We start from the raw sequence: 20,551 nt of genomic DNA, 5'->3' as shown, positions 1-20,551 counted from the left end.
GTGTCCGGAACGACATGACCCGTACACTTCCGGACATGAGGTCCGTCGCGATCGCCGTCACCCCGGGCATGCTGCCCTTCGAACTGTCCCTGGCGTACGAGGTCTTCGCCTCCGCCCCGGACGCGGTGACGGTGCCCTGGTACGACGTGGCGGTCTGCGGCACGGAGGCGGTGCGGCTCGGGCGGTTCCTGCTGGAGCCGGACCACGGCTTCGAGCGGCTGCGGGACGCGGACACCGTGATCGTCCCCGGCTGGGCCGACATCGACGACGCCCCGCCGCCCGGCCTGGTGGACGCCGTGCGCGCGGCGCACGACGCGGGCGCGCGCGTGGCCTCCCTGTGCACCGGCGCGTTCGTCCTCGCGGCGGCCGGTCTGCTCGACGGCGGGCGCGCCACGACCCACTGGGCGCACACCGGCGAACTCGCCGCCCGCCACCCCCGCGTCGCGGTGGACCCGGACGTCCTCTACGTGGACAACGGCAGCGTGCTCACCTCGGCGGGCAAGGCCGCCGCGCTCGACCTGTGCCTGCACCTCGTCCGCCTGGACCACGGCTCGGCGGTCGCGAACGCGGTCGCCCGCCGCCTCGTCGTACCGCCCCACCGGGCGGGCGGGCAGGCGCAGTTCGTCACCGCGCCGGTGCCCGCCGCCGGGGACGACCGGCCGCTCGCCGCGCTGCTGGCATGGGCCGTCGAACGGCTCGGCGAGCCCCTGACGGTGGACGACCTGGCACGGCAGGCGGGCATGAGCGCACGCCACCTGACCCGCCACTTCCACGCGGCGACCGGCACAACGCCGTTGCAATGGCTGCTGACCCAACGCATCCGCCACGCCCAGGAGTTGCTGGAACGCACGGACCGCAGCGTGGACAGCATCGCCACGGCGACCGGCATGGGCACGGCCACCACACTCCGCCGCCACTTCCACCGAACGGTCGGCGTCCCACCGGACACCTACCGCCGCACATTCCGCAGCCGCCCGCGTCCACCGGCCGACGGGCCGCGGCGTCAGCCGGCCGCGTAGACCGTCTTGCCCCGGGCGTGGCGGGTGGCCAACTCGGCGAGTGATGAAGGGACTTCCTCCAGGGCGACGGTCCGGGACGTCATGGGGGCCAGGCGCTTCTCCGTGACCATCGTGAACAACGCGCCGAGCATCGCCGCCAGGTCCGCCCTGGCCTGCTCGTCGCCGTGGCTGTAGGCGGAACCGAGGGCGATCTCGTGCAGCGAGGGAGCGGTGGTGAACGGCGCGACCGTGTTCCGTTCGGGGCGCCCGGACACGGCGACCAGCCCGCCGCCGTGGACCAGCAGCCCCAAGTGCGCGGCGGCCGAGTCGGGACCGACCGTGTCGACCACCGCGTCCACCCCCCGCCCGCCGGTGAGTTCGCGCACCCGGGCAGCCACGTCCTGCTGCTGGTAATCGACGACGTCGTGCGCCCCTAACTCCCGCACGTAGGCCGCGTTACCGGCGGACGACGTAGCGATCACCCGGGCGCCGACACCGGCCGCGAGCTGCACGGCGAAGCCCCCCACCCCGCCCGCGCCGCCGGTCACCAGGACCGTGCGCCCCGCGGTGACGTGGAGCCGGCGGAACACCGCCTGGTAGGCGGCCATCCCCGCGCACGGCAACGCGGCGGCCGTCACCGCGTCCAGATCGTCGGGCAGCGGGGCGAGCACGTCCGCGTCGGCCACGGCGAACTCGGCGAACCCGCCAGGGCGGCGCAGGTCACCGTGGAACGCGACCCGCTGCCCCACGCGGACCTGGGTGACGCCCTCGCCGACCGCGTCGACGGTGCCCGCCACATCCAGTCCGAGCACATGCGGCCACTCCCACTGGGGATGGCCACCGCCTGCGATCTGGTAGTCGACCGGATTCAGCCCGCATGCCTCCACCCGGACCCGGACCTGTCCCGGACCTGCCTCCGGCACGGGAAGGTCGGCCAGTCGCAGGGTGTCAGGACTGCCAGGACGGTCGAGGACCAGAGCACGCATGAGTAACGTCCGTTCTCAGTAGGCGAGTTGCACGGATATCACGTTCACCGCAGAGGGCAGCCACGAGCCTAGACGGCGATCGAGTACTGTCAATTGCCGGAAGGTTACTTTCTGTACAGACGGCCCACGGTGCGGCCGTACGGGCGCCGGCGACTCGATCCTGACGTAATTCGGCGGTCCTCCCACCCCGGTCGATCGACGGTCGCGACCGCTCCGGGCCGGTCCCGGCGCCGGGGTCGGAAGCGGCATCCCTTCGGATCTCCGACCCGGCGCGGCCCCCGCCAACACCCTTTCCGCCCGCCGGCCGACCGGCGTGGGCAATATCGCTACTCGGGTTGCGTAATTGGCCGCTCCCGCCTAGCCTCATTTCCGCTACGCCAGTATCGGAAAGGCGGTGACCATGCCTGAACCCGGCCCCCGGGGCCGTCCCCCAAGTCGCCGACGAGGTCGCCGACCGTCCCACGCCCACCCGGCCCGAGTCCCATCTGGAGGCAACCGTGTCCCCGTCCGTCGCCGCCGTACAGCAGTCCGCCGTCCACTCCCCGACACCGCCCGCGCGGCTGCGCGTTGCCCGCGTCCTGCTGATCATCGCCGCGGTCGGTGCGGTCGGCGCCGCGGTGGGGCAGATCCAGGTCGTGTTCGACGCGGGCGGTGCGACCAAGGTGGTGGAGACCTGGCGGCTGTACGGGTTCGTGGTCTTCGCCGGCCTGTTCGCGCTCCTGGCCGTCAGACCCCGGGGCAACCTCACGGTGTGGCTGCTGGTGATCACGAACAAACTGGCGCTGACCGTGACCGGCCTCGCCTACCAGGCCCATGGCGGGATCGCGGACACCGACGCGATCATCACCTGGGACGGCGGCCTGACCGTCCTGCTGCTGGCGGCGTTCGCGCTCAGCAGGCCCAGGGCCGGGCAGTCAGCCGCCTAGGGTCTGTCCGACCGTCGGGCGGACCGGTCGCGGTCTTGTCATCACGGGTGGCCGGGCCGCTGGCACCGCTTGAGCCGGTTGATGCGGCGCTCCACGGTGCTGCGCTGTTCGCAGGTCTCGCGGCCGAAGACGGGTGGGCTGCCTTCCTGGCTGCGCCGGGGGAGCCGGTGACCAGGACCGTCAGCTTCCCCGCCTCCGGCGTGCCGCCGTCGGCCAACTGGCGTGGGGCGGCGACGTATCACTCGGCCACTGCCTCAGGGGCGCCCTGTGCCACTCGGTCGCCCTGGGGTCTGTCTGGTCAGCAGCGCTCCAGTGCGGCGCGTACGCGCGCGAGGCCTTCCGTGCGCCAGTGGTCCCGGTCGGGCATCTGGTCGTCCTGGCGCCAGCGCCAGGTGGAGAAGAGGGCCCAGTTGAGCGCGCGGCACCGCCGGACCAGAGCGTGGTCGGCGCCCGCGTAGTGCGCGTCCACCTCCTCGGGCGCGTGGGCGAGGTCGAACTCGACCGGTCCGCGGCAGCACGTGGCGAGGTCGATGAAGAGCGGCCCGTGCCGTGTGGCGAGGAGGTTGCCCGGATGCGGTTCGCCGTGCAGCAGTTGGTCGCTCGCCTTCCCGTCGGTGATCTCGGCGCGCAGGCGGGTGAGGGTGTCGCTGAGGAACTGCCGGTCGGCGTCGGGTAGTTCCGGGGAGTGCGCCGGGTCGTCGACCTCTTCGAGCGCCCTGGCGACCCGATCGGTGAAGTGCGGTGCGTCGTCCAGTTCGACGCGGCGCAGGGCGGCGTGGTGCCGCCGGAGCGCGTCCGCGTAGTCGGCCGGTGCGACGGCCGACGCCACCGGCTCGTAGTACGTCCACAGCGAGACGGCGAACGCGTCCCGTACGTGGACTCGTGAACCCGCCCGGGGGTCGAGCCCGGCCACCGGGGCGTCGGTGTCGGCGAGGCGGCGGGCGACGTCCGCCTCGAACCGCGTTTCCGCCAGATCCCGCAGCGGCGCGACGCGGGCCAGCACGTCGCACGGGACCAGGCGCAGCGCGACGCGGTCCGAGTCGTGGATGACGGCCACATCCTCGACCGGCAGGCCCAGTCCCGAGACGACCGCCCGCGCCGCCTCCACCGCGCGGCGCAGATCCGCTGGTCTCATGCCGTCCCCCCTCGTCACCGGGCGCACACCCGGAGGTCCCGTGGACAGTAACGGGCCCCCCGGTGCCGCCGCGACTGCCTTTCGGCGCCCCGCCGTCAGCCGTCAGCCGTTGGCGGGTTCGGCGGTGACGGCCGGGCGGACGCGGGTGAGCATCAGGTCGAGGAACCGGTCGGGGTGGCGGAACGACGCGAAGTGGCTGGCGTCCCGGATGAGGGCGAAGTCCTTGACCGGTGCCGTCACGTCGTCGAAGAGGCGCCTGGCCGCGTCCGGCGGGGTGAGGACGTCGCTGTCGCCCTGGAAGACGAAGAAGGGGAGCCGGAAGTCCGTGCCCTCCGCCCACTCGTCGATGGCGGCGGCCTCCAGCGCGAGCGGCTCGGAGAAGGACATGGCCTTCAGGTACGCGCGCAGCCCGCGCAGCGTGTGCAGCGGCGAGAACCACAGGGAGCGGATCACCACGGTCTTCATCGTGTCGTAGGACAGCGGATCGGTGGTGAGGACGAGCTTGTTGTACTCCGCGAGCTGCTCGGTGGTCCAGCGGGTCCGGTCGGCGCCCATGGCGGTGACGGCGGCCAGCTCCTTCGTCTTGCCCGCCGCGCCGAGCCGGGCCGCCAGGGCGTCGTACGCGCCGCGTTCGCGTCCGCCCGCGATGACGTTCTGATCGGTGCCGACGTAGGCCGAGTACAGCTCCGGGTGGCTGCGGGCCAGGCGCAGGCCGAGGACGGTGCCGAAAGAGTTGGCGACCAGCAGGAGTTTCGCGGCGCCGAGCCGCGCGCGGACGTGTTCGGTGACCTCCAGGGCGTCGCGGTACAGCTGGTCGAGGGACATCTCGCCCTGCCCCTCGGGGCCGCCCGCGGCGAACGTGCGCCCGGCGCCGCGCATGTCCCAGCGGACGACGGTGAAGTGGCGCTCCCAGATGTGGGTGCGCGGGAGGAAGACCAGGTTGGAGGCGCCGGGGCCGCCGAGGATCTCCAGGATCACAGGGTTGCGGAGGTCCTCGCCGCGTATCGAGATCCACTGGTCGATGCCGCCGACGCGGACGAAACCGGATTCGTCGATGCCCCCGGGTGCGGTGACGCGCAGCCTCCTGGTGTTCGCGGCGTGCCGCAGCTCGCGGTGGCCGAGGAGGCCGGCGACGGGTGCGGCGAGGACGGCGGCGGAGGCGGTGGCGATGATGCCGAGCATGAGCGTAACCCCTAAACTGTTTAGTCCGTAAGCAGTTGCGTTTAAGGTATATACAGTTGTGGGCGCCGTCAAGCGGCGGTGCCGGACGAGACGGACGACGGAGGACCGGATGGCCAGGGAGAAGGCCCGTGACCTGCGCGCGGGCATCGCGCTGCTGTGGGACGAGCAGGACCGGCCGACCCGCGGCCCCAAACCGAGCCTCAGCCCGCGCCGTATCGCCGAGGCCGCCGTGGGGATCGCCGACGCGGAGGGGCTCGACGCCGCGTCCATGGGCAGGGTCGGCGCGGGCTTCGGCGTCTCGGCGATGGCGCTGTACCGCTACGTCCACGGCAAGGCCGAACTGGTCGAGCTGATGGTCGAGTCCGTGCTCGCCGACGTCCCCGACCTGACGGCGGCCGGCGGCGGCTGGCGGGAGCGGATCGCCGAGTGGGCACGCCGGTCGGCGGCGGTCCACCGGGCGCACCCGTGGCTGCTGACCGCGACCGCGATGCGCCGCCAGCTGATGGGCCCGCACCAGATCGGCTGGCTCGACGCGGCGCTCGCGGCGCTGGAGCCGACCGGTCTGACCGCCGCGCAGCGGCACCACGTGTTCGTGCTCGTGTCCGGCCTGGTGCGCACCGTCGTCCAGCAGCAGCACGACTTCGACGAGGAGGCCGACCAGGAGTGGGACCGCCTCACGGGCGAGCTGCTCGTCCGGCACGCCGACCGGTTCCCCGCCGTCGCCCGTGCCGTCGCGGACGGGGCCTACGCGCCCGATCCGGCCGATCCGCTGGAGTTCGCCCTCGCGTGCGTGCTCGACGGGGTGCAGGCGCTCATCGACCGCTCGTGAACGTCACGCCTGGGGATACGCGTTCGCGAATACGTTATGCCGGGAATCGAGCGTGCCACCCCGGCCGCCGCCGCGCCGCGCACCACGGCCGGGGCGCGGTGCCCGCAGGGCGGTACGCGGCACCGGCGGCCTGACCGGTCCGTACCCGTCCGGCCCTGAATGGGCCCCGCCCATACCGGTGGACGCCCGTGCCTACCGGGTCACTTCGGTGCAGTTCGGGAAGCATCAAGTCTTCGTCAACTACGCGCGTCGCAACGTTTTCGAATGAAAATCGGAGGACTAGTCTCCGCGCAAGTCCCGCACACAATCGTGCTGTTGCCGAGACACGGCGGGCCGCGACGGAAGAGGACGCCCTCATGTGGAAGCCCGGCGAGAAGACGACCCCGCGCGGCGCGGTCGTCCGCGCCGCCGCCCTCACCGCCCCCGCCGCCCAGGCCGTCGGCCGGGACCGGGACCCCGGCGGCCGCGTCCGCTTCTGAAATCCGCCGGCGCATCGCGCGCCCACGCACCGGAGACACACTGATCATGCGCAAGCCCAGCAAGAAGACCACCCTGCGCGGCGCGGCCGTCCTCGCCGCCGCACTCGCCCTTCCCGCGCTCAACGCCACCTCCGCCCAGGCCATCCAGTGGGACAACCAGCTCCACACCGATGACACGGACCCCGGCGGCCGCCTCCGCTTCGAGGCCTACGGCGACATCGTCGAGATCTGCGACATCGAGGCCGACGGCTGGGCCGTGGGCGTGAAGGTCAAGGGGCCCGGCGGTTACAGCGACAGCTTCACCATCGGCGGCAACGGCGACTGCAAGACGCACCGCGCCTCCAACGGCCACAACCTCAGGGAAGGCGAGTACTACACCTTCGAGGTGTACCTCTACAGCGGCGAGATCGCGAACGCCTACCGCGACGTGGCGAGCTGGAAGGCCTGAGCAGGCCACACGGCGGGGCGCGTGAGCGCCCGCCCTCCGCGTCCCGCAGATCACCGCGCACGCGCGCCCTTCGCGCCTCCGACGGGCCACGACCTCGCGGAACGCGACCCGGACTCCGGCAGCGACTTCACGGACGAAGCCGCGACGGCGAGCCTGAGCAGGCAGCACGGCTCGCGACGCGCCTCCCCCTCATCACCCACCAGACCAGCGGAGTTGCATCACCCATGTGGAAGCCCCGTAAGAAGACCGCCCTGCGCGGCGCGGCCATACTCGCCGCCGCACTCGCCTTCCCCGCGCTCAACGCCACCGCCGCCCAGGCCATCGACTGGGACCACCAGCTCCACACCAACGACGGCGACCCCGGCGGCCGCGTCCGCTTCGAGGCCTACGGCGACATCGTCGAACTGTGCGACATCGAAGCCGACGGCTGGGCCGTGCGCGTCGAGGTCTACGCCCCGGGCTACTCGGACGAGTTCACCATCGGCGGCAACGGCAGCTGCAAGACGCACCGCGCCTCCAACGGCCACGACCTCAAGGAAGGCCAGGCCTACTACTTCACGATCAGCCTCTACAAGGACTCCTACCCGTACGGCAACTACTACGACCAGGCGCAGTGGACGGCCTGACCAGGCCGCACGACGTGTGACACACCCGGATCACCCCCTTCGCCGACGAGAGCACAGGAGTCACCCCGCTGATGTGGAAGCCCACTAAGAAGACCACCCTGCGCGGCGCGGCCGTCGTCGCCGCCGCCCTCGCGTTCCCCGTCCTCAACGCCACCGCCGCCCAGGCCATCGACTGGGACCACTCGATGCTCACCGACGACCAGGCCCCGGGCGGACGCGTCCGCTTCGAGGCGTACGGCGACATCGTCGAGGTCTGCGACATCGAACCGGACGGCTGGGCCGTGGAGGTGACGGTCGAGGCGGGCAACTACTTCGACCGTTTCACCATCGGCGGCGAAGGCAACTGCAAGACCCACCGCGCCTCCAACGGCCACAACCTGACCGAAGGCAAGGAGTACAGGTTCTCCGTCAGCCTGTACAAGAGCTCGACTTCGTCCCACTACGAGGACTACGCCTTCTGGACGGCCTGAGCAGACCGTGCCCGCGGGCGCACCCATCCCCCGCTGAGATCCGTCGGCGCATCGCGCGCCCACGCACCGGAGACACCTTGATCATGCGCAAGCCCAGCAAGAAGACCACCCTGCGCGGCGCGGCCATACTCGCCGCCGCCCTCGCGCTCCCCGCCCTCAACGCCACCGCCGCCCAGGCCATCGACTGGAACCACACGATGCACACCGACGACGGCGACCCCGGCGGCCGCGTCCGCTTCAAGGCATACGGCGACATCGTCGAGATCTGCGACATCGAGGCCGACGGCTGGGCCGTGGAAGTGATTGTCGAGAATGGCGACGACTACTGGGACAACTTCACCGTGGGCGGCAACGGCAACTGCAAGACCCACCGCGCCTCCAACGGCCACGACCTCAAGGAAGGCGAGGCCTACTACTTCACGGTTGGCCTGAGCAAGACTTCGGGCGGGTACAAATACTTCGTCTACACCGACACCGACATCTGGCTGGCCTGAGCAAGCCGCACAACGCGCTCCTGCCCGCTCATCCGTTCCCCCCCACCGGAAGACCGCCCTGCGCGGCGCGGCCGTACTCGCCACCGCACTCGCCTTCCCGCCCTGAACGCCGCCGCCGCCCAGGGTCTGTCCGGCGGGGACAGGACGGGCGCCAGGCCTACGCCTTCACGCGGGACCTGGTGAAGGACGGGTGCTCGTCCCTCACGTACCAGGACTGCGCGCCGTGGAGGGCCTCAGCGAGCCGGGCACAAGCGGGGGCGGGCGTATGTGCCCGCCCCCGTCGCTTTCCCCGTACGCGGGCGTGAAGGTGTCGCGCCGGGAGGTCCGGCACGGCGGTCGACTGCCGCGACGCCGCGCTCGCGGCCCGGGCGTGCGGCACACCGGGCGTACGCACCCCGCCGACCTGCCTGTTGCTCCCCCTCCGGCACCGGGCACGCGCCCGGACGAGCCGGTGAAAGGCCCCGTTTCCAGAGGCACTTCACGGTGTCATGGAAAGATCAAGTCTTCCTCAGCTACGCGCGTGGCAGTGTTCCCGTTCGGGAACCAGGAGGCTAATCTCCGCGCAAGTCCCGTCCATGCCCTACGTCATGGCGAGCCGTGACGGGCCCCAACGGAGGAAGACACACCTATGCGCAAGCCCAGCAAGAAGACCACTCTGCGCGGCGCGGCCGTACTCGCCGCCGCCCTCGCGCTCCCCGCCCTCAACGCCACCGCCGCCCAGGCCATCGACTGGGACCACCAGCTCCACACCGACGACGGCGACCCCGGCGGCCGCCTCCGCTTCGAGGCCTACGGCGACATCGTCGAGATCTGCGACATCGAAGCCGACGGCTGGGCCGTGGAGGTCGATGTCTACGACACCGTGGGCCGCTACAACGTGGACAACTTCAGGGTCGGCGGCAACGGCAACTGCGCGACCCACCGCGCCTCCAACGGCCACGACCTGGTGGAGGGCCGCTACTACGAGTTCTCGCTCTCCCTGGAGCACTCCAACGGCCTGCGCCAGTACTGGGACTACGCCGAGTGGAAGGCGTGACCACCCGCCCCGTTCTCATACTCGTCCGTCGTCCATCGAAAGCGAATCGCCCCATGCGCAAGCCCAGCAAGAAGACCACCCTGCGCGGCGCGGCCGTACTCGCCGCCGCCCTCGCGCTCCCCGCGCTCAACGCCACCGCCGCCCAGGCCATCGACTGGGACCACCAGCTCCACACCGACGACGGCGACCCCGGCGGCCGCCTGCGCTTCGAGGCGTACGGCGACATCGTCGAGGTCTGCGACATCGAAGCCGACGGCTGGGCGGTGGAGGTGGAGGTCAGCGGCCCCGCCGTCTACGACGTGATCAGGGTGGGCGGCAACGGCAAGTGCGTGACCCACCGCGCCTCCAACGGCCACGACCTCCAGGAGGGCGCGCTGTACTCCTTCACGCTGGACCTGACGAAGGACTCGCTCCCATCGGGCCGGTACGAGGACTTCGCCCAGTGGCGGGCCTGACCGGTCCTCGCGGCATCTGAAGGACGCACCCCCTCACGAACCGAACCCGCACACCGGAAGAAGGCGTTCCCATGTGGAAGCCCAGTAGGAAGACCGCCCTGCGCGGCGCGGCCGTGCTCGCCGCCGCCCTCGCGTTCCCGGCGCTCAACGCCACCGCCGCCCAGGCCATCGACTGGGACCACCAGCTCCACACCAACGACGGCGACCCCGGCGGCCGCCTGCGCTTCGAGGCGTACGGCGACATCGTGGAGGTCTGCGACATCGAGGCCGACGGCTGGGCCGTGTACGTGGACGTCTGGGACCCCAGCGGCATGCGGATCATCGACAGCATCTCGGTCGGCGGCAACGGCAACTGCGTGACCCACCGCGCCTCCAACGGCCACAACCTCACGGAGGGGGCCGTCTACCCCTTCTCCCTCGGCCTGCACAAGAACCACGAGATCTTCCGGTACGAGGACCGCGCCCGCTGGCGCGCCTGACGGCCCCGCCTCCCCGCGATAAACGGGCGCGGCGACGGGCGGGGCGCGCGTACGGTCGGCGCATGGCCGCGTACGCACGCCCCGCCCTCGCGCTCCCCGTCCTCCGCGACGCCGCCGGAGCCGTCATCCCCTACGGCGACCGCTGGGACTGGGACGAGGGCCCGCCCGAGCGGTACTACAGCGTCACCGAGCACCCCGAGCGCTTCGCGCCCCTGCTCACCGTCGCCGAGGCGCTGGCCGCCCACCTCACGGCGGAGTACGACGCGACGGCCCGCGAGAGCGAGGAGCGGCGGGACGGCGAACGCGTGCGTACGGTGACGCTCACCCCGGCCGCGCCCGACGCGGCGCCGCTCACCTTCACGTTCACCGGCTTCCCCAGCGTGACCCTGCACGCCGGCCGGTACTTCGCCGCCGCCTTCCCCGACTGCGGCTGCGACGCGTGCGACGACTCGGTCGAGGCGCTGGCCGGCGAGCTGGAGTGGCAGACCCTCGCCGTCGCCGCCGGGCGGCTGCGCGAGACCCTGCGCCGGGGCCGCGTCACCTGCGCCGTCTCCTCCCCCGACGGCGACGGGAGCAGCTCCGAGTACCGCGTCACCCGCCTCGGCGCACGCCCCCCGCTCCCGCCCGGCGGCTGGCGCCCCTGGCCGGCGCGGGTCGGTCCGCCGGGTCCCGCCCAGGACCGAACGCCGCCGGGTTGACCCACCCCCGCCGCGCGAGCGCCGCGCCCATCGCGGTGAGCGAGTGCCACGCCGTACGCCCCGAACGCGCCGTGCGGACGAGCCCCGCGTCCCGCAGCACGCCGAGGTGCTGGCTCGCCGACGACGGCAGCACCCCGGCCCGGCGCGCCAACCCGCCCGTGGTGCAGCTCTGTTCGAGCGCTTCGAGGATCGCCGCCCGCGTGTGGCCGAGGAGCGCGGCGAGCGAGACGCGGTGCTCCTCGGCGCCCACCGGCTCGGCGGCCGGCAGGTGCTCCACGGGGTAGACGAGCACGGGCGTGTGGTCGTCGTGCAGCAGCGTCACGCCGGTGGCGAGGCAGAAGAACGACGGCACGAGCAGCAGTCCCCGCCCGCCGAGCACGAGGTCCTGCTCGACCGGGTAGTCCACCTCCAGGACGGGCGCGCGCCACCGCAGCGCGGGCGGCAGCGCCGCGAGCAGCCCCTCGGTGCCCTGGTCGAGCATGCGCGCCGCGCGCCGGGCGCGGTCGGCGAGCACCTGTTCCTCGACGCGGCTCCAGTACGGGGCGAGCGCCGCGCCGTGCCAGGCGGTCAGGACGTCGCCGAGCCGCTCGTACGCGCGGGGCGCGCCGCGCCACAGCCCGTCGGCGAACGGGGCGGCCAGGCGCCGCCGTTCGAGGTGCACGAGGTCGCGGCGCACGGTGGCGCGCGCCGTGGCCGCGACGTGCGCGACGGCCTCGCCGAGGTCCGCGAACGGCTGGGGCGGCGTGAGGAAGTCGGGGAAGTACCCGGCGGGCGGGACGAGCGTGGCGAGCAGCGGCCAGTCGGGCGGCAGGGCCCCGGCGGCGTGGGCGCGCCACTGCCGCACGAGCAACCCGCCGTCGCGGCGCTGGAATCGGTGCAGGCTGAGGATGGTCTCCCACATCGGCACCGGCCCCGGCGCGAGCCGCGTACGCCCCAGGTCCTCCCCCGAAAAGTGCACCCGCAACACAGCACGACCCCCCGTGCGTCCCCCTGCCCGTTAGCACTCAGTGAAGCAGAGCCGGCACGTTTCATACAGGGTTGAAGCATCGCCGGTGCGCGCCCGCCGCGCGGCAGGGTGGAGGCATCAACCACCGCGTTTCGAGGGGGAGTCACCGATGGGAATACGCAGAAGCGTCGGCGTGGCGGGGGCGGCGCTCGTCATGACGGCCACGGGGGCGGCGCTGGCGCCGTCCGCGTCGGCGGCGCAGAGCGACTGTCCGCGCAGCTACGTGTGCGTGTGGGACAACTCGAACTTCAGCGGCGAGCCGCGCTGGAAGTCGCAGGGCAACCTGTCCAACCTGCGGTCCACCACCGGCATGTCGATCGTCAACAACGGCACGTCCGACCCTGGCGCGGACCACATCTACTGGCGCGTGACCTGGTCCGGCGGCCAGTGGTCCACCGGCTGCCTGCACTTCCCGCCGGACTCCAACGCGCACCGGTTCACCGGCGGCGGGACGATCACGATGAACTCGGCCGTCTGGGGCGGCGAGTGCTGACCCCGCCGTGACCCGCCGTGCCGCCCCCGGCGGGGGCGGGGGCGGCACGGCTCACCCGGCGCCCGGCGGCGCGTCGAGCGCCGGGGCCAGGACGGCGAAGGCCCGGTCGAGCAGCGCGGCCGGGTCCTCGGCGCCGTCGCTGCGGCTCCACCGCGCGAGCACGGTGTGGAACGCGGTGAGCGCCATCCCGGCGGCCAGCTGCGGGTAGAGGTCGGTGCCCGGGTCGCGGCCGAGGCGGTCGGCGAGCCCGGCCGCCAGGTCGTCGCGCCACTGCGCCTGCCGTTCGAGGAAGCGCGCGAGCAGGGCGGGCGTCTCCAGGATCAACCGGACGACGGGCAGGGCGCGTTCGGCCTTGCCCGAGCATGTCTCGACGGCGACGCGCACGGCGTGCAGCAGCGCGGCGGACGGCGGCTCCCCGGCGGGGCGCGCGGCCAGCTCGGCGCGGATGGCGTCGCCCATCCCGGCGAGGAACTGGACGACGACGTCCTCCTTCGACGCGAAGTGCCGGAAGAACGTGCGCCGGGACACCCCGGCGGCGGCCGCGATCTCGTCGATGGTGACCGCGTCGAAGCCCCGGCGGGCGAGGAGTTGGAGCGCCGCCTCGGTCAGTTCCCCGGTCACGAGCAGGCGCTTGCGCTCGGCGAGGGTCGGCTGCGGGGTGGACGTCACCGGCCCAGCGTACACGCCATGCCGTGAGCGGCACACAGTGCCAGCTTGACACTGAATGCCATGAACGACACCATGCGTCGCATGGCACAGGAGAAGCAGCAGCGATGGGACGCCGGGCGCATACCGGATCAGAACGGGCGGATCGCCGTCGTCACGGGCGCGAGCAGCGGCCTCGGCCTGGCGACGGCGCGGGCGCTCGCCGGACGGGGCGCGCACGTGGTCCTCGCCGTGCGCGACGAGGCGAAGGGGCGGCGCGCGGCCGGGGAGATCACCGCCGCGCGGCCGGACGCGCGGCTCGACGTGCGCCCGCTCGACCTGGCGGAACCCGGCTCGGTCGCGGCCTTCGCCGCCCGGCTGCGCGCCGACCACGGACGGCTCGACGTCCTCGTCAACAACGCCGGGATCATGGCGCCGCCCCGCACCCTCACCGAACGCGGTCACGAGGCGCAGTTCGCGACCAACCACCTCGGCCACTTCGCCCTCACCGGGCTGCTCCTCGGCCTCCTCGCCGAGGGCCGCGACCCGCGCGTGGTGACGGTCAGCTCGGTCAACCACCGCAAGGCGTCACTCCACTTCGACGACCTCACGGGCGAACGCCGCTACTCCCCCATGGGCTTCTACAACCAGTCCAAGCTGGCCAACGCCGTCTTCGGCATCGAGCTGCACCGGCGCCTGACGGCGGCCGGGAGCCCCGTGCGCAGCGTCCTCGCGCACCCCGGCTACACCGCCACGGGCCTCCAGTCGGGCACGCCGGTCGGGCTGTGGCGGTTCCTCCTCGGGCGGGTCGGCAATCCGCTGCTCGCCCAGCGCCCCGGACGCGGCGCGCTGCCCCAGCTCTTTGCCGCGACCGAACCGGGCGTCCAGGGCGGCGAGTTCATCGGCCCGAGCGGCCCGGCCGAACTGCGCGGCGCGCCGACGCGCGTCCCACTCGCCCCCAGGGCCGCCGATCAGGCGACCGCCCGCCGCCTCTGGACGCTCTCCGAGGAACTGACCGGCGTCCACTACCCCCTGCCGTCCCCGGCCTGACGCGCGGGAACGGCAGGGGCGCGGGGGGTCAGCCGATCTGGTAGATCGCGGTCGTGCCGCTCGTCTCGTGGCCGACGATCAGCAGGGCACGGCCGTTGGGGCTGTCGTGCGCGGGGACGAACGTCAGCCCCTCGGGGCCGAGGTCGCCCGCCGTGCCCGCTTCAGGATCGCCGCTGAAATCGCGGGAGTTCACATAGCCGGCCAGCTCCGGGTCGCGCGGGTCCGACAGGTCGTAGGCCACGACGCCGCCGACCCGTTCGAGACCGGCGAAGGCGTACGTCGTGCCACGCACCGTCCCGACCGTCACCCCCTCCGGCTCCGGCCCCTTGGCGTCGCTGCGCGAGTCGGGGTCGTTCTCGGTGTTGTCGGTGTTGAAGTCGTCCGGGTACCGCTCGGCGATCAGCCGCTCCAGGTCGTCCCCCGAGTCCCACAGCAGCCGCCCCGACGTGTCGCGGACGGACAGGGAGCGCCCGCCCATCGCGTGCAGCTCGGTGACGCGTCCCTGGGCGTCGCGCGGCGACGTGCCGGTGACGGTCAGGCGGCCCAGCGCGTCGTCCTGCTGGAGGCGCGCCGCGTCGGGGAAGGCACGCGGGGAGAGTGCGAGGTCGCCCACGCGGACCTCCTCGCCGTAGCAGTCCCAGTCCCGCGCGTCGCCCTCGTTCGCCGTCACGAGGTACCGCCCGCCGCCGAACGACGCGAGGGCGTCCGGCTCGTACAGCCCCTCCACCGGCCACCGCCCGATCCGCGCGCCGCCGTCCTCGTCGGACGGGTCGAGGCCCTGGCCGGGGCGGCTGTGGTCCTTGGTGCCCAGCGCCTCGACGCGCGTGACCCGGCCGCGCAGCAGGTCCACGGTGGCCAGCGCGTTGTTCTCCTGGAGCGTGACGTACGCCGTCCGGCCGTCCGGCGACACGGCGGCGTACTCCGGCTCGAAGTCCTGCGCGGCGGACGCGCCGGGCCCGTAGATCCGCACGCCCTCGGCGCGCAGCCGGTCCTCGCGCCCGTTCCAGGCGCGGAAGTCGGCGGTGCGGGTACCGGTGACGCGGCCCGAGCGGTCGAGCGAGACGACCGAGACGGAGCCCTCGGGGTCGGTGCCGTCGGCGCAGTACGAGTCGGGCTCGCCCTCGTTGACGACGACGAGGCGGCGGCCGTCCGGCGTGAACGTCACCATGTCCGGCAGCGCCCCGACCTCTACGGCGTCCACGCGGCGCCCGTCGCGCGCCCGGAAGACGGACACGGTGCCCGGGTCCGTCTTGTCGGCGGCCTCCTGCGCGACGGCGACCAGGCCGCCGCTGACGGAGACGCTGTTGGCGCCCGGCGTGGCCAGCTCGGCGACCTTGCGGGGGCGGCGCGGGTCGGACAGGTCGAGGACGTCGACGGTGCCGCGCTCCGCGTTGACGGTGAACACCCGTTCGCTGCGCGGGTCGTAGGCGGTGATCTCGGCCGCGCCCTCGTCGAACGCGCCCGTCTCGTAGCGGCCGATCAGGGTCAGGTCGAGGCCGCCCCCGTGGTGGTCGCGGTGGTGCGGGTGGGCGGCGGCCGGGGTGACGGCGGTGGCCCCGAGCACGGCGACGGTGCCCAGGACGGCGAGTCTTCGGTGCTTCATGGGGCGGATCGTCGCGGACGCCGGGACCCGCCGTGTGAACCGGGAGCGTGCCCGGGGTGAACAGGGGCGCAACCCGGGGCCGGTGCGCCGGAGGGGGGTGACGGACGGTGGCGGCGGTGTCATGGTGGGCGGTATGAGCACTCTTGTCGCGGCGCTGCGCGAGGGCCTGCCGGACGGCGCCGTCCTCACCGATCCCGACGTCATGGCCTCCTACGCGCACGACATGGCGAGCTTCTGCCCGGCGGGCGAACCGGCGGCCGTCGTGCTGCCGCGCACCGTCGAGGAGGTGCGGCACGTGCTGCGGACGGCGTACGCGCTGCGCGTCCCCGTCGTCCCGCAGGGCGCCCGTACGGGCCTGTCCGGCGCGGCGAACGCGGTGGACGGCTGCGTGGTGCTCTCCCTGCTCCGCATGGACCGCGTGCTGGAGATCGACGCGGTGAACCGCTACGCCGTGGTCGAGCCGGGCGTCGTCAACGCGGACCTGTCGAAGGCCGTCGCCGCGCACGGCCTCGCGTACCCGCCCGACCCGTCGAGCTGGGAGCAGTGCACCATCGGCGGCAACATCGGCACCGGCTCCGGCGGCCTGTGCTGCGTCAAGTACGGCGTGACGGCCGAGTACGTCCTCGGGCTCGACGTCGTGCTGGCGGACGGGCGGCTGCTGCGCACCGGGCGGCGGACGGCCAAGGGCGTGGCGGGGTACGACCTGACGCGCCTGTTCGTCGGCGCCGAGGGGACGCTGGGCGTGGTCGTCGGGGCGGTGCTCGCGCTGAAGCCGGCGCCGCCGCCACGGCTGGCGCTGGCCGCCGAGTTCCCCGGCACGGCGGCGGCGGGCGAGGCGGTCGCCACCATCATGGCGGCGGGCCACACCCCGTCGCTGCTCGAACTGATGGACGCGACGACCGTGCGCGCCGTCAACAGGCTGACGCGCATGGACCTGCCGGAGAGCACCCGCGCGCTGCTGATCTGCGCCTTCGACACCCCGGACCCGGCGGCCGACCTGGCGGCGGTCGGCGCGCTGTGCCGCGCGGCCGGGGCCACCGAGGTCGTGCCCGCCGACGACGCCGCCGAGTCGGAGCTGCTGCTCGCCGCCCGGCGCGCGGCGCTGCCCGCGCTGGAGGCGGTCGCGGGCACCACGATGATCGACGACGTGTGCGTGCCGCGCGCGCGGCTGGCCGAGATGCTGGACGGCGTCGCGGCCATCGCGGACGAGTACCGGCTGACCATCGGCGTGTGCGCCCACGCCGGGGACGGGAACACGCACCCGGTCGTCTGCTTCGACGCCTCCGACCCGGACGAACGGGACCGCGCCCGCGCCTCGTTCGACGCGATCATGGAGCTGGGCCTCGCCCTGGGCGGCACGATCACCGGCGAACACGGCGTCGGCCTGCTGAAACGCGACTGGCTGGCCCGCGAACTCGGCCCCGTCGGCCTGGAGTTGCAGCGGTCGATCCGCCAGGTCTTCGACCCGCTGGGCATCCTCAACCCGGGCAAGGTCCTTTAAACGGCGCTGTTGAAGGCGGGCTCGCCGAAAGAGATCCACACGTCGGGCGGCACCCCGGGACGCCCGGGGACGGGCCGCCGCTCCTCGGTCCACGCGTCACCGGCGATGTCGGCGGCGACGCGGCGCCAGAACGCGACGGCGCCCGCGTTCGCGTCCTGGAACGGGATCTCCCACGGCCCGGGATGCCGGGCGACGACCTCACGCGCCGCCCACAGCCCGAGCCCGGAGCGCCGGGCGCCGTGCACGACGAAGAAGCTGTTCAGCACGCGCGCCGGCCCCGTCAGGCCCCGGACGAACGCGAGGCCCGCCGGGCGGTCGCCGCTCAGCAGGAGGTACGGGGCGCGGTCGGCCTCGGTGAACGCGGCGTCGAGCCGGTCACGGCGGAACGCCCCGTCGGGGCCCGGCAGTTCGCGCGAGAACGCGGACATGTCGTGGTGGAACATCAGCCACAGCCGCTCGGCTGCGGGCAGGTCGGCGGCGGTGGCGGGACGCAGGACACGGTCGGGCACGGCACTCCTCCGGAAACGCGAGAAGCCTCCCCGGCAGAGCCGGAGAGGCTTGAAGAACACCGTGATTCTACCGAGCGCCCAGCCCGTCAGCCGTCCCGCGCGTCGAAACGGCGGCGCGCGGCCTCGATCCCGTCGAGGTGGCGGCGGGTCCAGGCGCACATGCCGTTGACGGTGGCGAGCAGCTCGGCGCCCGCGCCGGTCAGCCGGTACTCGACGCGCGGCGGCACCGTCGCGTGCACGGTCCGGTGGACGACGCCGTCGCGCTCCAGGCCGCGGAGGGTCTGGGTGAGCATCTTGTGGCTGATGCCCTCGATCTCGTCGCGCAGCTCGGTGAAGCGCAGGGTCCGCGCGCCGAGCACGTTGATGATCAGCAGCGCCCACTTGTTGGCCACGCCCGCGAAGATCTCGCGCGCGAGCGAGTGGGCGCGCGTCACGTCCCCGCTGTCCTGCTCGGTTTCCATGAGGTGCCTCTCTCACCGGAAAGTGCGTTCTTCCAGGCCGGAGCATAGTCACCTACGGTTCCCCGGTAACCGGAAGGAACCGCGATGACCGTCCTCAAGACCTACGCCCGCCTGTGGACCGACGACCTCGACCGCGCCCTCCCCCTGCTGGAGGAGCTGACCGGCGAGGAACCGCACCTGCGCCTCGCCTTCCACGCCGTCGCCCTCGCCGCCGTCGGCGACTTCCTCGTCATCGCGGGCCCGCCCGCCGAACGCGCGAAGTACGCCCACGCCTCCGCGACCGTCGTCGTGGACGACCTGGATGCCCTCCAGTCGCGGCTGGCGGGGGCGGGCGCCACCGTCACCACCCCCGTCACCGCCGGGCCGACGGGACGCTTCCTCTACGCACGCCACGCGGACGGCGCGGAGATCGAGTACGTCGAGTGGACCCCCGGCCTGGCCGCCCGCGTCCTCCCCGCCCCGTGAGGCGCTACGGCACTTCCGGGCGCACCAGCGCACGCGCGAACGGTTCGCCGGTCCGCCGCGCGTACGCCATCCGTTCGCGCACCTCGCCGAGCGTGCGCGGACGGTAGCCGGGGCCGCAGCAGCAGCCCATGGGAAAGCGGACACCGGCGTGCAGGAGCACCGACAGAGTCCGCCAGGCGGCGGTGTCGCGCCGCCGCGGCGGCGCGAAGGCGGAGCCCACGTGGATCAACGGCCCGGCGCAGCGCGGGCAGAGCCGGTCGCGGCCGTCGGGGTGGGGCTGCTTGTAGGAGGCCCGGCAGGGCAGGCAGACGTAGGAGGTCTTGGCGTGGGCCATGCCGGCCAGGGTACGGCCCGCCCGCGACCGACTCGACCGCTTTGCAAGGCCGTTCAGCAGGGCCGTGCAGCCAGGTCAGGGGACGTCCCGCCGGAGCGTGCCGCCACCGCGTCCCGCAGCGTGTGCGCGATCCCGTGCAGCGCGGCGATCTGCTCGGCGCTCAGCGCGTCGAACAGGCAGGCGCGCACCTCCCCGACGTGCCCCGGCGCGGCCTCCCGCAGCGCCGCGAGCCCCGCGTCCGTCAGCCGGGCGACCGAGCCGCGCCCGTCGTCCTCGGTGGCGCAGCGGCTCACCCAGCCGTAGCTCTCCAGCATGGCGACGGCGTGCGACAGGCGGCTGCGCGACGCGCGGCACACGTCGGCCAGGCGCCCCATGCGCAGGGACCCGCCGGGGCTCTCGGACAGGGCGACGAGGATCTCGTAGTACGCGACGGGGACGCCCGCCTCCGCGCGCAGGCGCCGGTCGAGGTGGGCCTGGAGGTCGGCGGTCGCGGCGAGGTACGTGCGCCACACGTGCTGCTCACCCTCGGTGAGCCAGGGGGTCGGCTGATGCTCGGGCATAAGCCGAGAGTACCTGTGGTTGAGGATTCAACAAGAACGCGCTAGGTTGGCGGAGCGCTCACCGAACGGCACGGCCTCCGCCACCGAGCGCGACACCCCCGAACACCGCACCCGAGGAGTCATCCATGACCGCGTCCGCCGACCTCAGCGCCCTCCTGCCCGGCTACACCACGGGCACCTGGACCATCGACCCCGTGCACTCGGAGGTCTCCTTCACCGTCCGCCACCTGGGCATCGCCAAGGTGCGCGGCCGCTTCGACACCTTCGAGGGCACCCTCACCACCACCGAGGCCCCCGAGGCGTCCTCCGTGACGGCGACGATCGACACCTCGTCCGTCTCCACGGGCAACGCCCAGCGCGACGAGCACGTGCGCGGCGAGGACTTCCTGCACGTCGCCGCCCACCCGGCGATGACCTTCACCTCGACCGGCGTGCGCGTCGAGGACGGCGAGGGCTTCATCGACGGCGAGCTGACCCTGCGCGGCGTCACCCGCCCCGTCACCCTGGCCGTGGAGCTGAACGGCTTCGGCACCGGCATGGACGGCAAGCCCGCCGTCGGCTTCTCCGCCACGACCGAGATCAGCCGGGGCGACTTCGGCGTCACCGGCGGCGCGGCGGGCGCCGCGGTCAGCGACAAGATCAAGATCACGCTGGACGTCGAGGCCAACCAGAACTGACCCCCG

The 20,551-nt window shown here is 73.3% G+C and carries 27 protein-coding genes; 17 read left to right on the top strand and 10 right to left on the bottom strand.

Translation table 11 applies throughout. The annotated features are described in order from the left end of the window. Nucleotides 1-35: 35 nt before the first annotated feature. The gene (locus tag ACIBPC_RS28050; protein WP_398848479.1) at nt 36-1,019 is read left to right on the top strand and encodes a helix-turn-helix domain-containing protein; all 984 of its coding nucleotides are present in this window, start codon (nt 36-38) and stop codon (nt 1,017-1,019) included. On the opposite strand, the gene ACIBPC_RS28045 is transcribed toward ACIBPC_RS28050, so the two are convergent. Further along, complete coding sequence (locus tag ACIBPC_RS28045) at nt 1,004-1,984, bottom strand: zinc-binding dehydrogenase (RefSeq protein ID WP_398848477.1); 981 nt, start codon at nt 1,982-1,984, stop codon at nt 1,004-1,006. The two genes, ACIBPC_RS28050 and ACIBPC_RS28045, sit on opposite strands and share 16 nt — an antisense overlap. Before the next feature lie 497 nt (nt 1,985-2,481). Between ACIBPC_RS28045 and ACIBPC_RS28040 the strand changes: the two genes are divergently transcribed. Continuing rightward, the gene (locus ACIBPC_RS28040) at nt 2,482-2,910 is read left to right on the top strand and encodes a hypothetical protein (RefSeq protein ID WP_398848476.1); all 429 of its coding nucleotides are present in this window, start codon (nt 2,482-2,484) and stop codon (nt 2,908-2,910) included. A 298-nt stretch (nt 2,911-3,208) separates the two neighbouring features. Here ACIBPC_RS28040 and ACIBPC_RS28035 read toward each other — a convergent pair whose 3' ends face one another. Beyond that, nucleotides 3,209-4,045 carry a phosphotransferase gene (locus ACIBPC_RS28035; protein WP_398848474.1) on the bottom strand — a complete coding sequence of 279 codons (837 nt, stop codon included), beginning with the start codon at nt 4,043-4,045 and terminating at the stop codon, nt 3,209-3,211. A 102-nt stretch (nt 4,046-4,147) separates the two neighbouring features. Beyond that, nucleotides 4,148-5,227, bottom strand: a complete 1,080-nt coding sequence (locus tag ACIBPC_RS28030) for an alpha/beta fold hydrolase (RefSeq protein WP_398848473.1) — start codon at nt 5,225-5,227, stop codon at nt 4,148-4,150. Nucleotides 5,228-5,336: 109 nt separating this feature from the next. On the opposite strand from ACIBPC_RS28030, the gene ACIBPC_RS28025 reads away from it, so the two are divergent. The 10 genes from ACIBPC_RS28025 (at nt 5,337) to ACIBPC_RS27980 (ending at nt 11,241) form a co-directional block, all read left to right on the top strand. Beyond that, nucleotides 5,337-6,056 (top strand): TetR/AcrR family transcriptional regulator C-terminal domain-containing protein, encoded by a 720-nt coding sequence (locus ACIBPC_RS28025; protein ID WP_362964290.1) that lies wholly within the window; start codon nt 5,337-5,339, stop codon nt 6,054-6,056. A gap of 356 nt (nt 6,057-6,412) precedes the next feature. Then, nucleotides 6,413-6,535: a hypothetical protein gene (locus ACIBPC_RS28020; RefSeq protein WP_362964292.1), complete on the top strand. Its 123-nt coding sequence runs from the start codon at nt 6,413-6,415 to the stop codon at nt 6,533-6,535. A 46-nt stretch (nt 6,536-6,581) separates the two neighbouring features. Beyond that, a complete protein-coding gene (locus ACIBPC_RS28015; RefSeq protein ID WP_398848471.1) occupies nt 6,582-6,983 on the top strand; it encodes a hypothetical protein in 402 nt (133 codons plus the stop codon). Nucleotides 6,984-7,207: 224 nt separating this feature from the next. Further along, a complete protein-coding gene (locus ACIBPC_RS28010; protein ID WP_398848469.1) occupies nt 7,208-7,609 on the top strand; it encodes a hypothetical protein in 402 nt (133 codons plus the stop codon). Nucleotides 7,610-7,680: 71 nt separating this feature from the next. Continuing rightward, nucleotides 7,681-8,079: a hypothetical protein gene (locus ACIBPC_RS28005; RefSeq protein WP_362964298.1), complete on the top strand. Its 399-nt coding sequence runs from the start codon at nt 7,681-7,683 to the stop codon at nt 8,077-8,079. Between the two features lie 83 nt (nt 8,080-8,162). Further along, nucleotides 8,163-8,573 carry a hypothetical protein gene (locus ACIBPC_RS28000; RefSeq protein WP_398848467.1) on the top strand — a complete coding sequence of 137 codons (411 nt, stop codon included), beginning with the start codon at nt 8,163-8,165 and terminating at the stop codon, nt 8,571-8,573. A gap of 628 nt (nt 8,574-9,201) precedes the next feature. Beyond that, nucleotides 9,202-9,609, top strand: coding sequence for a hypothetical protein (locus ACIBPC_RS27995; RefSeq protein WP_398848465.1), 408 nt, complete (start codon nt 9,202-9,204; stop codon nt 9,607-9,609). A 53-nt stretch (nt 9,610-9,662) separates the two neighbouring features. Beyond that, nucleotides 9,663-10,064 (top strand): hypothetical protein, encoded by a 402-nt coding sequence (locus ACIBPC_RS27990; RefSeq protein WP_362964306.1) that lies wholly within the window; start codon nt 9,663-9,665, stop codon nt 10,062-10,064. A gap of 71 nt (nt 10,065-10,135) precedes the next feature. After that, the gene (locus ACIBPC_RS27985) at nt 10,136-10,543 is read left to right on the top strand and encodes a hypothetical protein (RefSeq protein WP_362964308.1); all 408 of its coding nucleotides are present in this window, start codon (nt 10,136-10,138) and stop codon (nt 10,541-10,543) included. A gap of 62 nt (nt 10,544-10,605) precedes the next feature. Beyond that, nucleotides 10,606-11,241, top strand: a complete 636-nt coding sequence (locus ACIBPC_RS27980; protein ID WP_398848463.1) for a DUF6226 family protein — start codon at nt 10,606-10,608, stop codon at nt 11,239-11,241. On the opposite strand, the gene ACIBPC_RS27975 is transcribed toward ACIBPC_RS27980, so the two are convergent. Further along, nucleotides 11,135-12,199 (bottom strand): ArsR/SmtB family transcription factor, encoded by a 1,065-nt coding sequence (locus ACIBPC_RS27975; protein WP_398848461.1) that lies wholly within the window; start codon nt 12,197-12,199, stop codon nt 11,135-11,137. The genes ACIBPC_RS27980 and ACIBPC_RS27975 overlap by 107 nt on opposite strands. A 157-nt stretch (nt 12,200-12,356) precedes the next feature. On the opposite strand from ACIBPC_RS27975, the gene ACIBPC_RS27970 reads away from it, so the two are divergent. Beyond that, nucleotides 12,357-12,740 carry a peptidase inhibitor family I36 protein gene (locus ACIBPC_RS27970; RefSeq protein WP_398848459.1) on the top strand — a complete coding sequence of 128 codons (384 nt, stop codon included), beginning with the start codon at nt 12,357-12,359 and terminating at the stop codon, nt 12,738-12,740. 51 nt (nt 12,741-12,791) lie between these two features. Here the strand turns inward: ACIBPC_RS27970 and ACIBPC_RS27965 are convergent, their stop codons facing one another. Next, nucleotides 12,792-13,409: a TetR family transcriptional regulator gene (locus ACIBPC_RS27965; RefSeq protein ID WP_362964317.1), complete on the bottom strand. Its 618-nt coding sequence runs from the start codon at nt 13,407-13,409 to the stop codon at nt 12,792-12,794. A gap of 60 nt (nt 13,410-13,469) precedes the next feature. On the opposite strand from ACIBPC_RS27965, the gene ACIBPC_RS27960 reads away from it, so the two are divergent. Then, complete coding sequence (locus ACIBPC_RS27960) at nt 13,470-14,435, top strand: oxidoreductase (protein ID WP_398848457.1); 966 nt, start codon at nt 13,470-13,472, stop codon at nt 14,433-14,435. A 28-nt stretch (nt 14,436-14,463) separates the two neighbouring features. On the opposite strand, the gene ACIBPC_RS27955 is transcribed toward ACIBPC_RS27960, so the two are convergent. Continuing rightward, the gene (locus tag ACIBPC_RS27955; protein ID WP_398848455.1) at nt 14,464-16,038 is read right to left on the bottom strand and encodes a choice-of-anchor I family protein; all 1,575 of its coding nucleotides are present in this window, start codon (nt 16,036-16,038) and stop codon (nt 14,464-14,466) included. A gap of 133 nt (nt 16,039-16,171) precedes the next feature. Between ACIBPC_RS27955 and ACIBPC_RS27950 the strand changes: the two genes are divergently transcribed. Further along, a complete protein-coding gene (locus ACIBPC_RS27950; protein WP_398848454.1) occupies nt 16,172-17,539 on the top strand; it encodes an FAD-binding oxidoreductase in 1,368 nt (455 codons plus the stop codon). Here ACIBPC_RS27950 and ACIBPC_RS27945 read toward each other — a convergent pair. After that, the gene (locus tag ACIBPC_RS27945; RefSeq protein WP_398848452.1) at nt 17,536-18,048 is read right to left on the bottom strand and encodes a GNAT family N-acetyltransferase; all 513 of its coding nucleotides are present in this window, start codon (nt 18,046-18,048) and stop codon (nt 17,536-17,538) included. The genes ACIBPC_RS27950 and ACIBPC_RS27945 overlap by 4 nt on opposite strands. Before the next feature lie 86 nt (nt 18,049-18,134). After that, nucleotides 18,135-18,509, bottom strand: coding sequence for a winged helix-turn-helix transcriptional regulator (locus tag ACIBPC_RS27940; protein ID WP_398848450.1), 375 nt, complete (start codon nt 18,507-18,509; stop codon nt 18,135-18,137). Nucleotides 18,510-18,593: 84 nt separating this feature from the next. Here ACIBPC_RS27940 and ACIBPC_RS27935 point away from each other — a divergent pair, with 84 nt between their 5' ends. After that, entirely contained in the window at nt 18,594-18,974 is a 381-nt protein-coding gene (locus ACIBPC_RS27935) for a VOC family protein (RefSeq protein ID WP_398848448.1), read from the top strand. Between the two features lie 4 nt (nt 18,975-18,978). Here the strand turns inward: ACIBPC_RS27935 and ACIBPC_RS27930 are convergent, their stop codons facing one another. Together ACIBPC_RS27930 and ACIBPC_RS27925 are read right to left on the bottom strand one after the other, a co-directional pair. Then, nucleotides 18,979-19,308, bottom strand: coding sequence for a deoxyxylulose-5-phosphate synthase (locus tag ACIBPC_RS27930; RefSeq protein WP_398848447.1), 330 nt, complete (start codon nt 19,306-19,308; stop codon nt 18,979-18,981). Nucleotides 19,309-19,361: 53 nt separating this feature from the next. After that, entirely contained in the window at nt 19,362-19,868 is a 507-nt protein-coding gene (locus ACIBPC_RS27925) for a MarR family winged helix-turn-helix transcriptional regulator (protein ID WP_398848445.1), read from the bottom strand. A 125-nt stretch (nt 19,869-19,993) separates the two neighbouring features. Here ACIBPC_RS27925 and ACIBPC_RS27920 point away from each other — a divergent pair, with 125 nt between their 5' ends. After that, nucleotides 19,994-20,545: a YceI family protein gene (locus ACIBPC_RS27920; RefSeq protein WP_398848443.1), complete on the top strand. Its 552-nt coding sequence runs from the start codon at nt 19,994-19,996 to the stop codon at nt 20,543-20,545. Nucleotides 20,546-20,551 lie beyond the last annotated feature (6 nt).

The sequence above is a fragment of the Streptomyces sp. NPDC049879 genome (assembly GCF_044461265.1).
GTDB lineage: Bacteria > Actinomycetota > Actinomycetes > Streptomycetales > Streptomycetaceae > Streptomyces.
The sequence above is the reverse complement of the archived record's forward strand: the minus strand, read 5'-3'. Positions and strand labels throughout refer to the sequence as shown.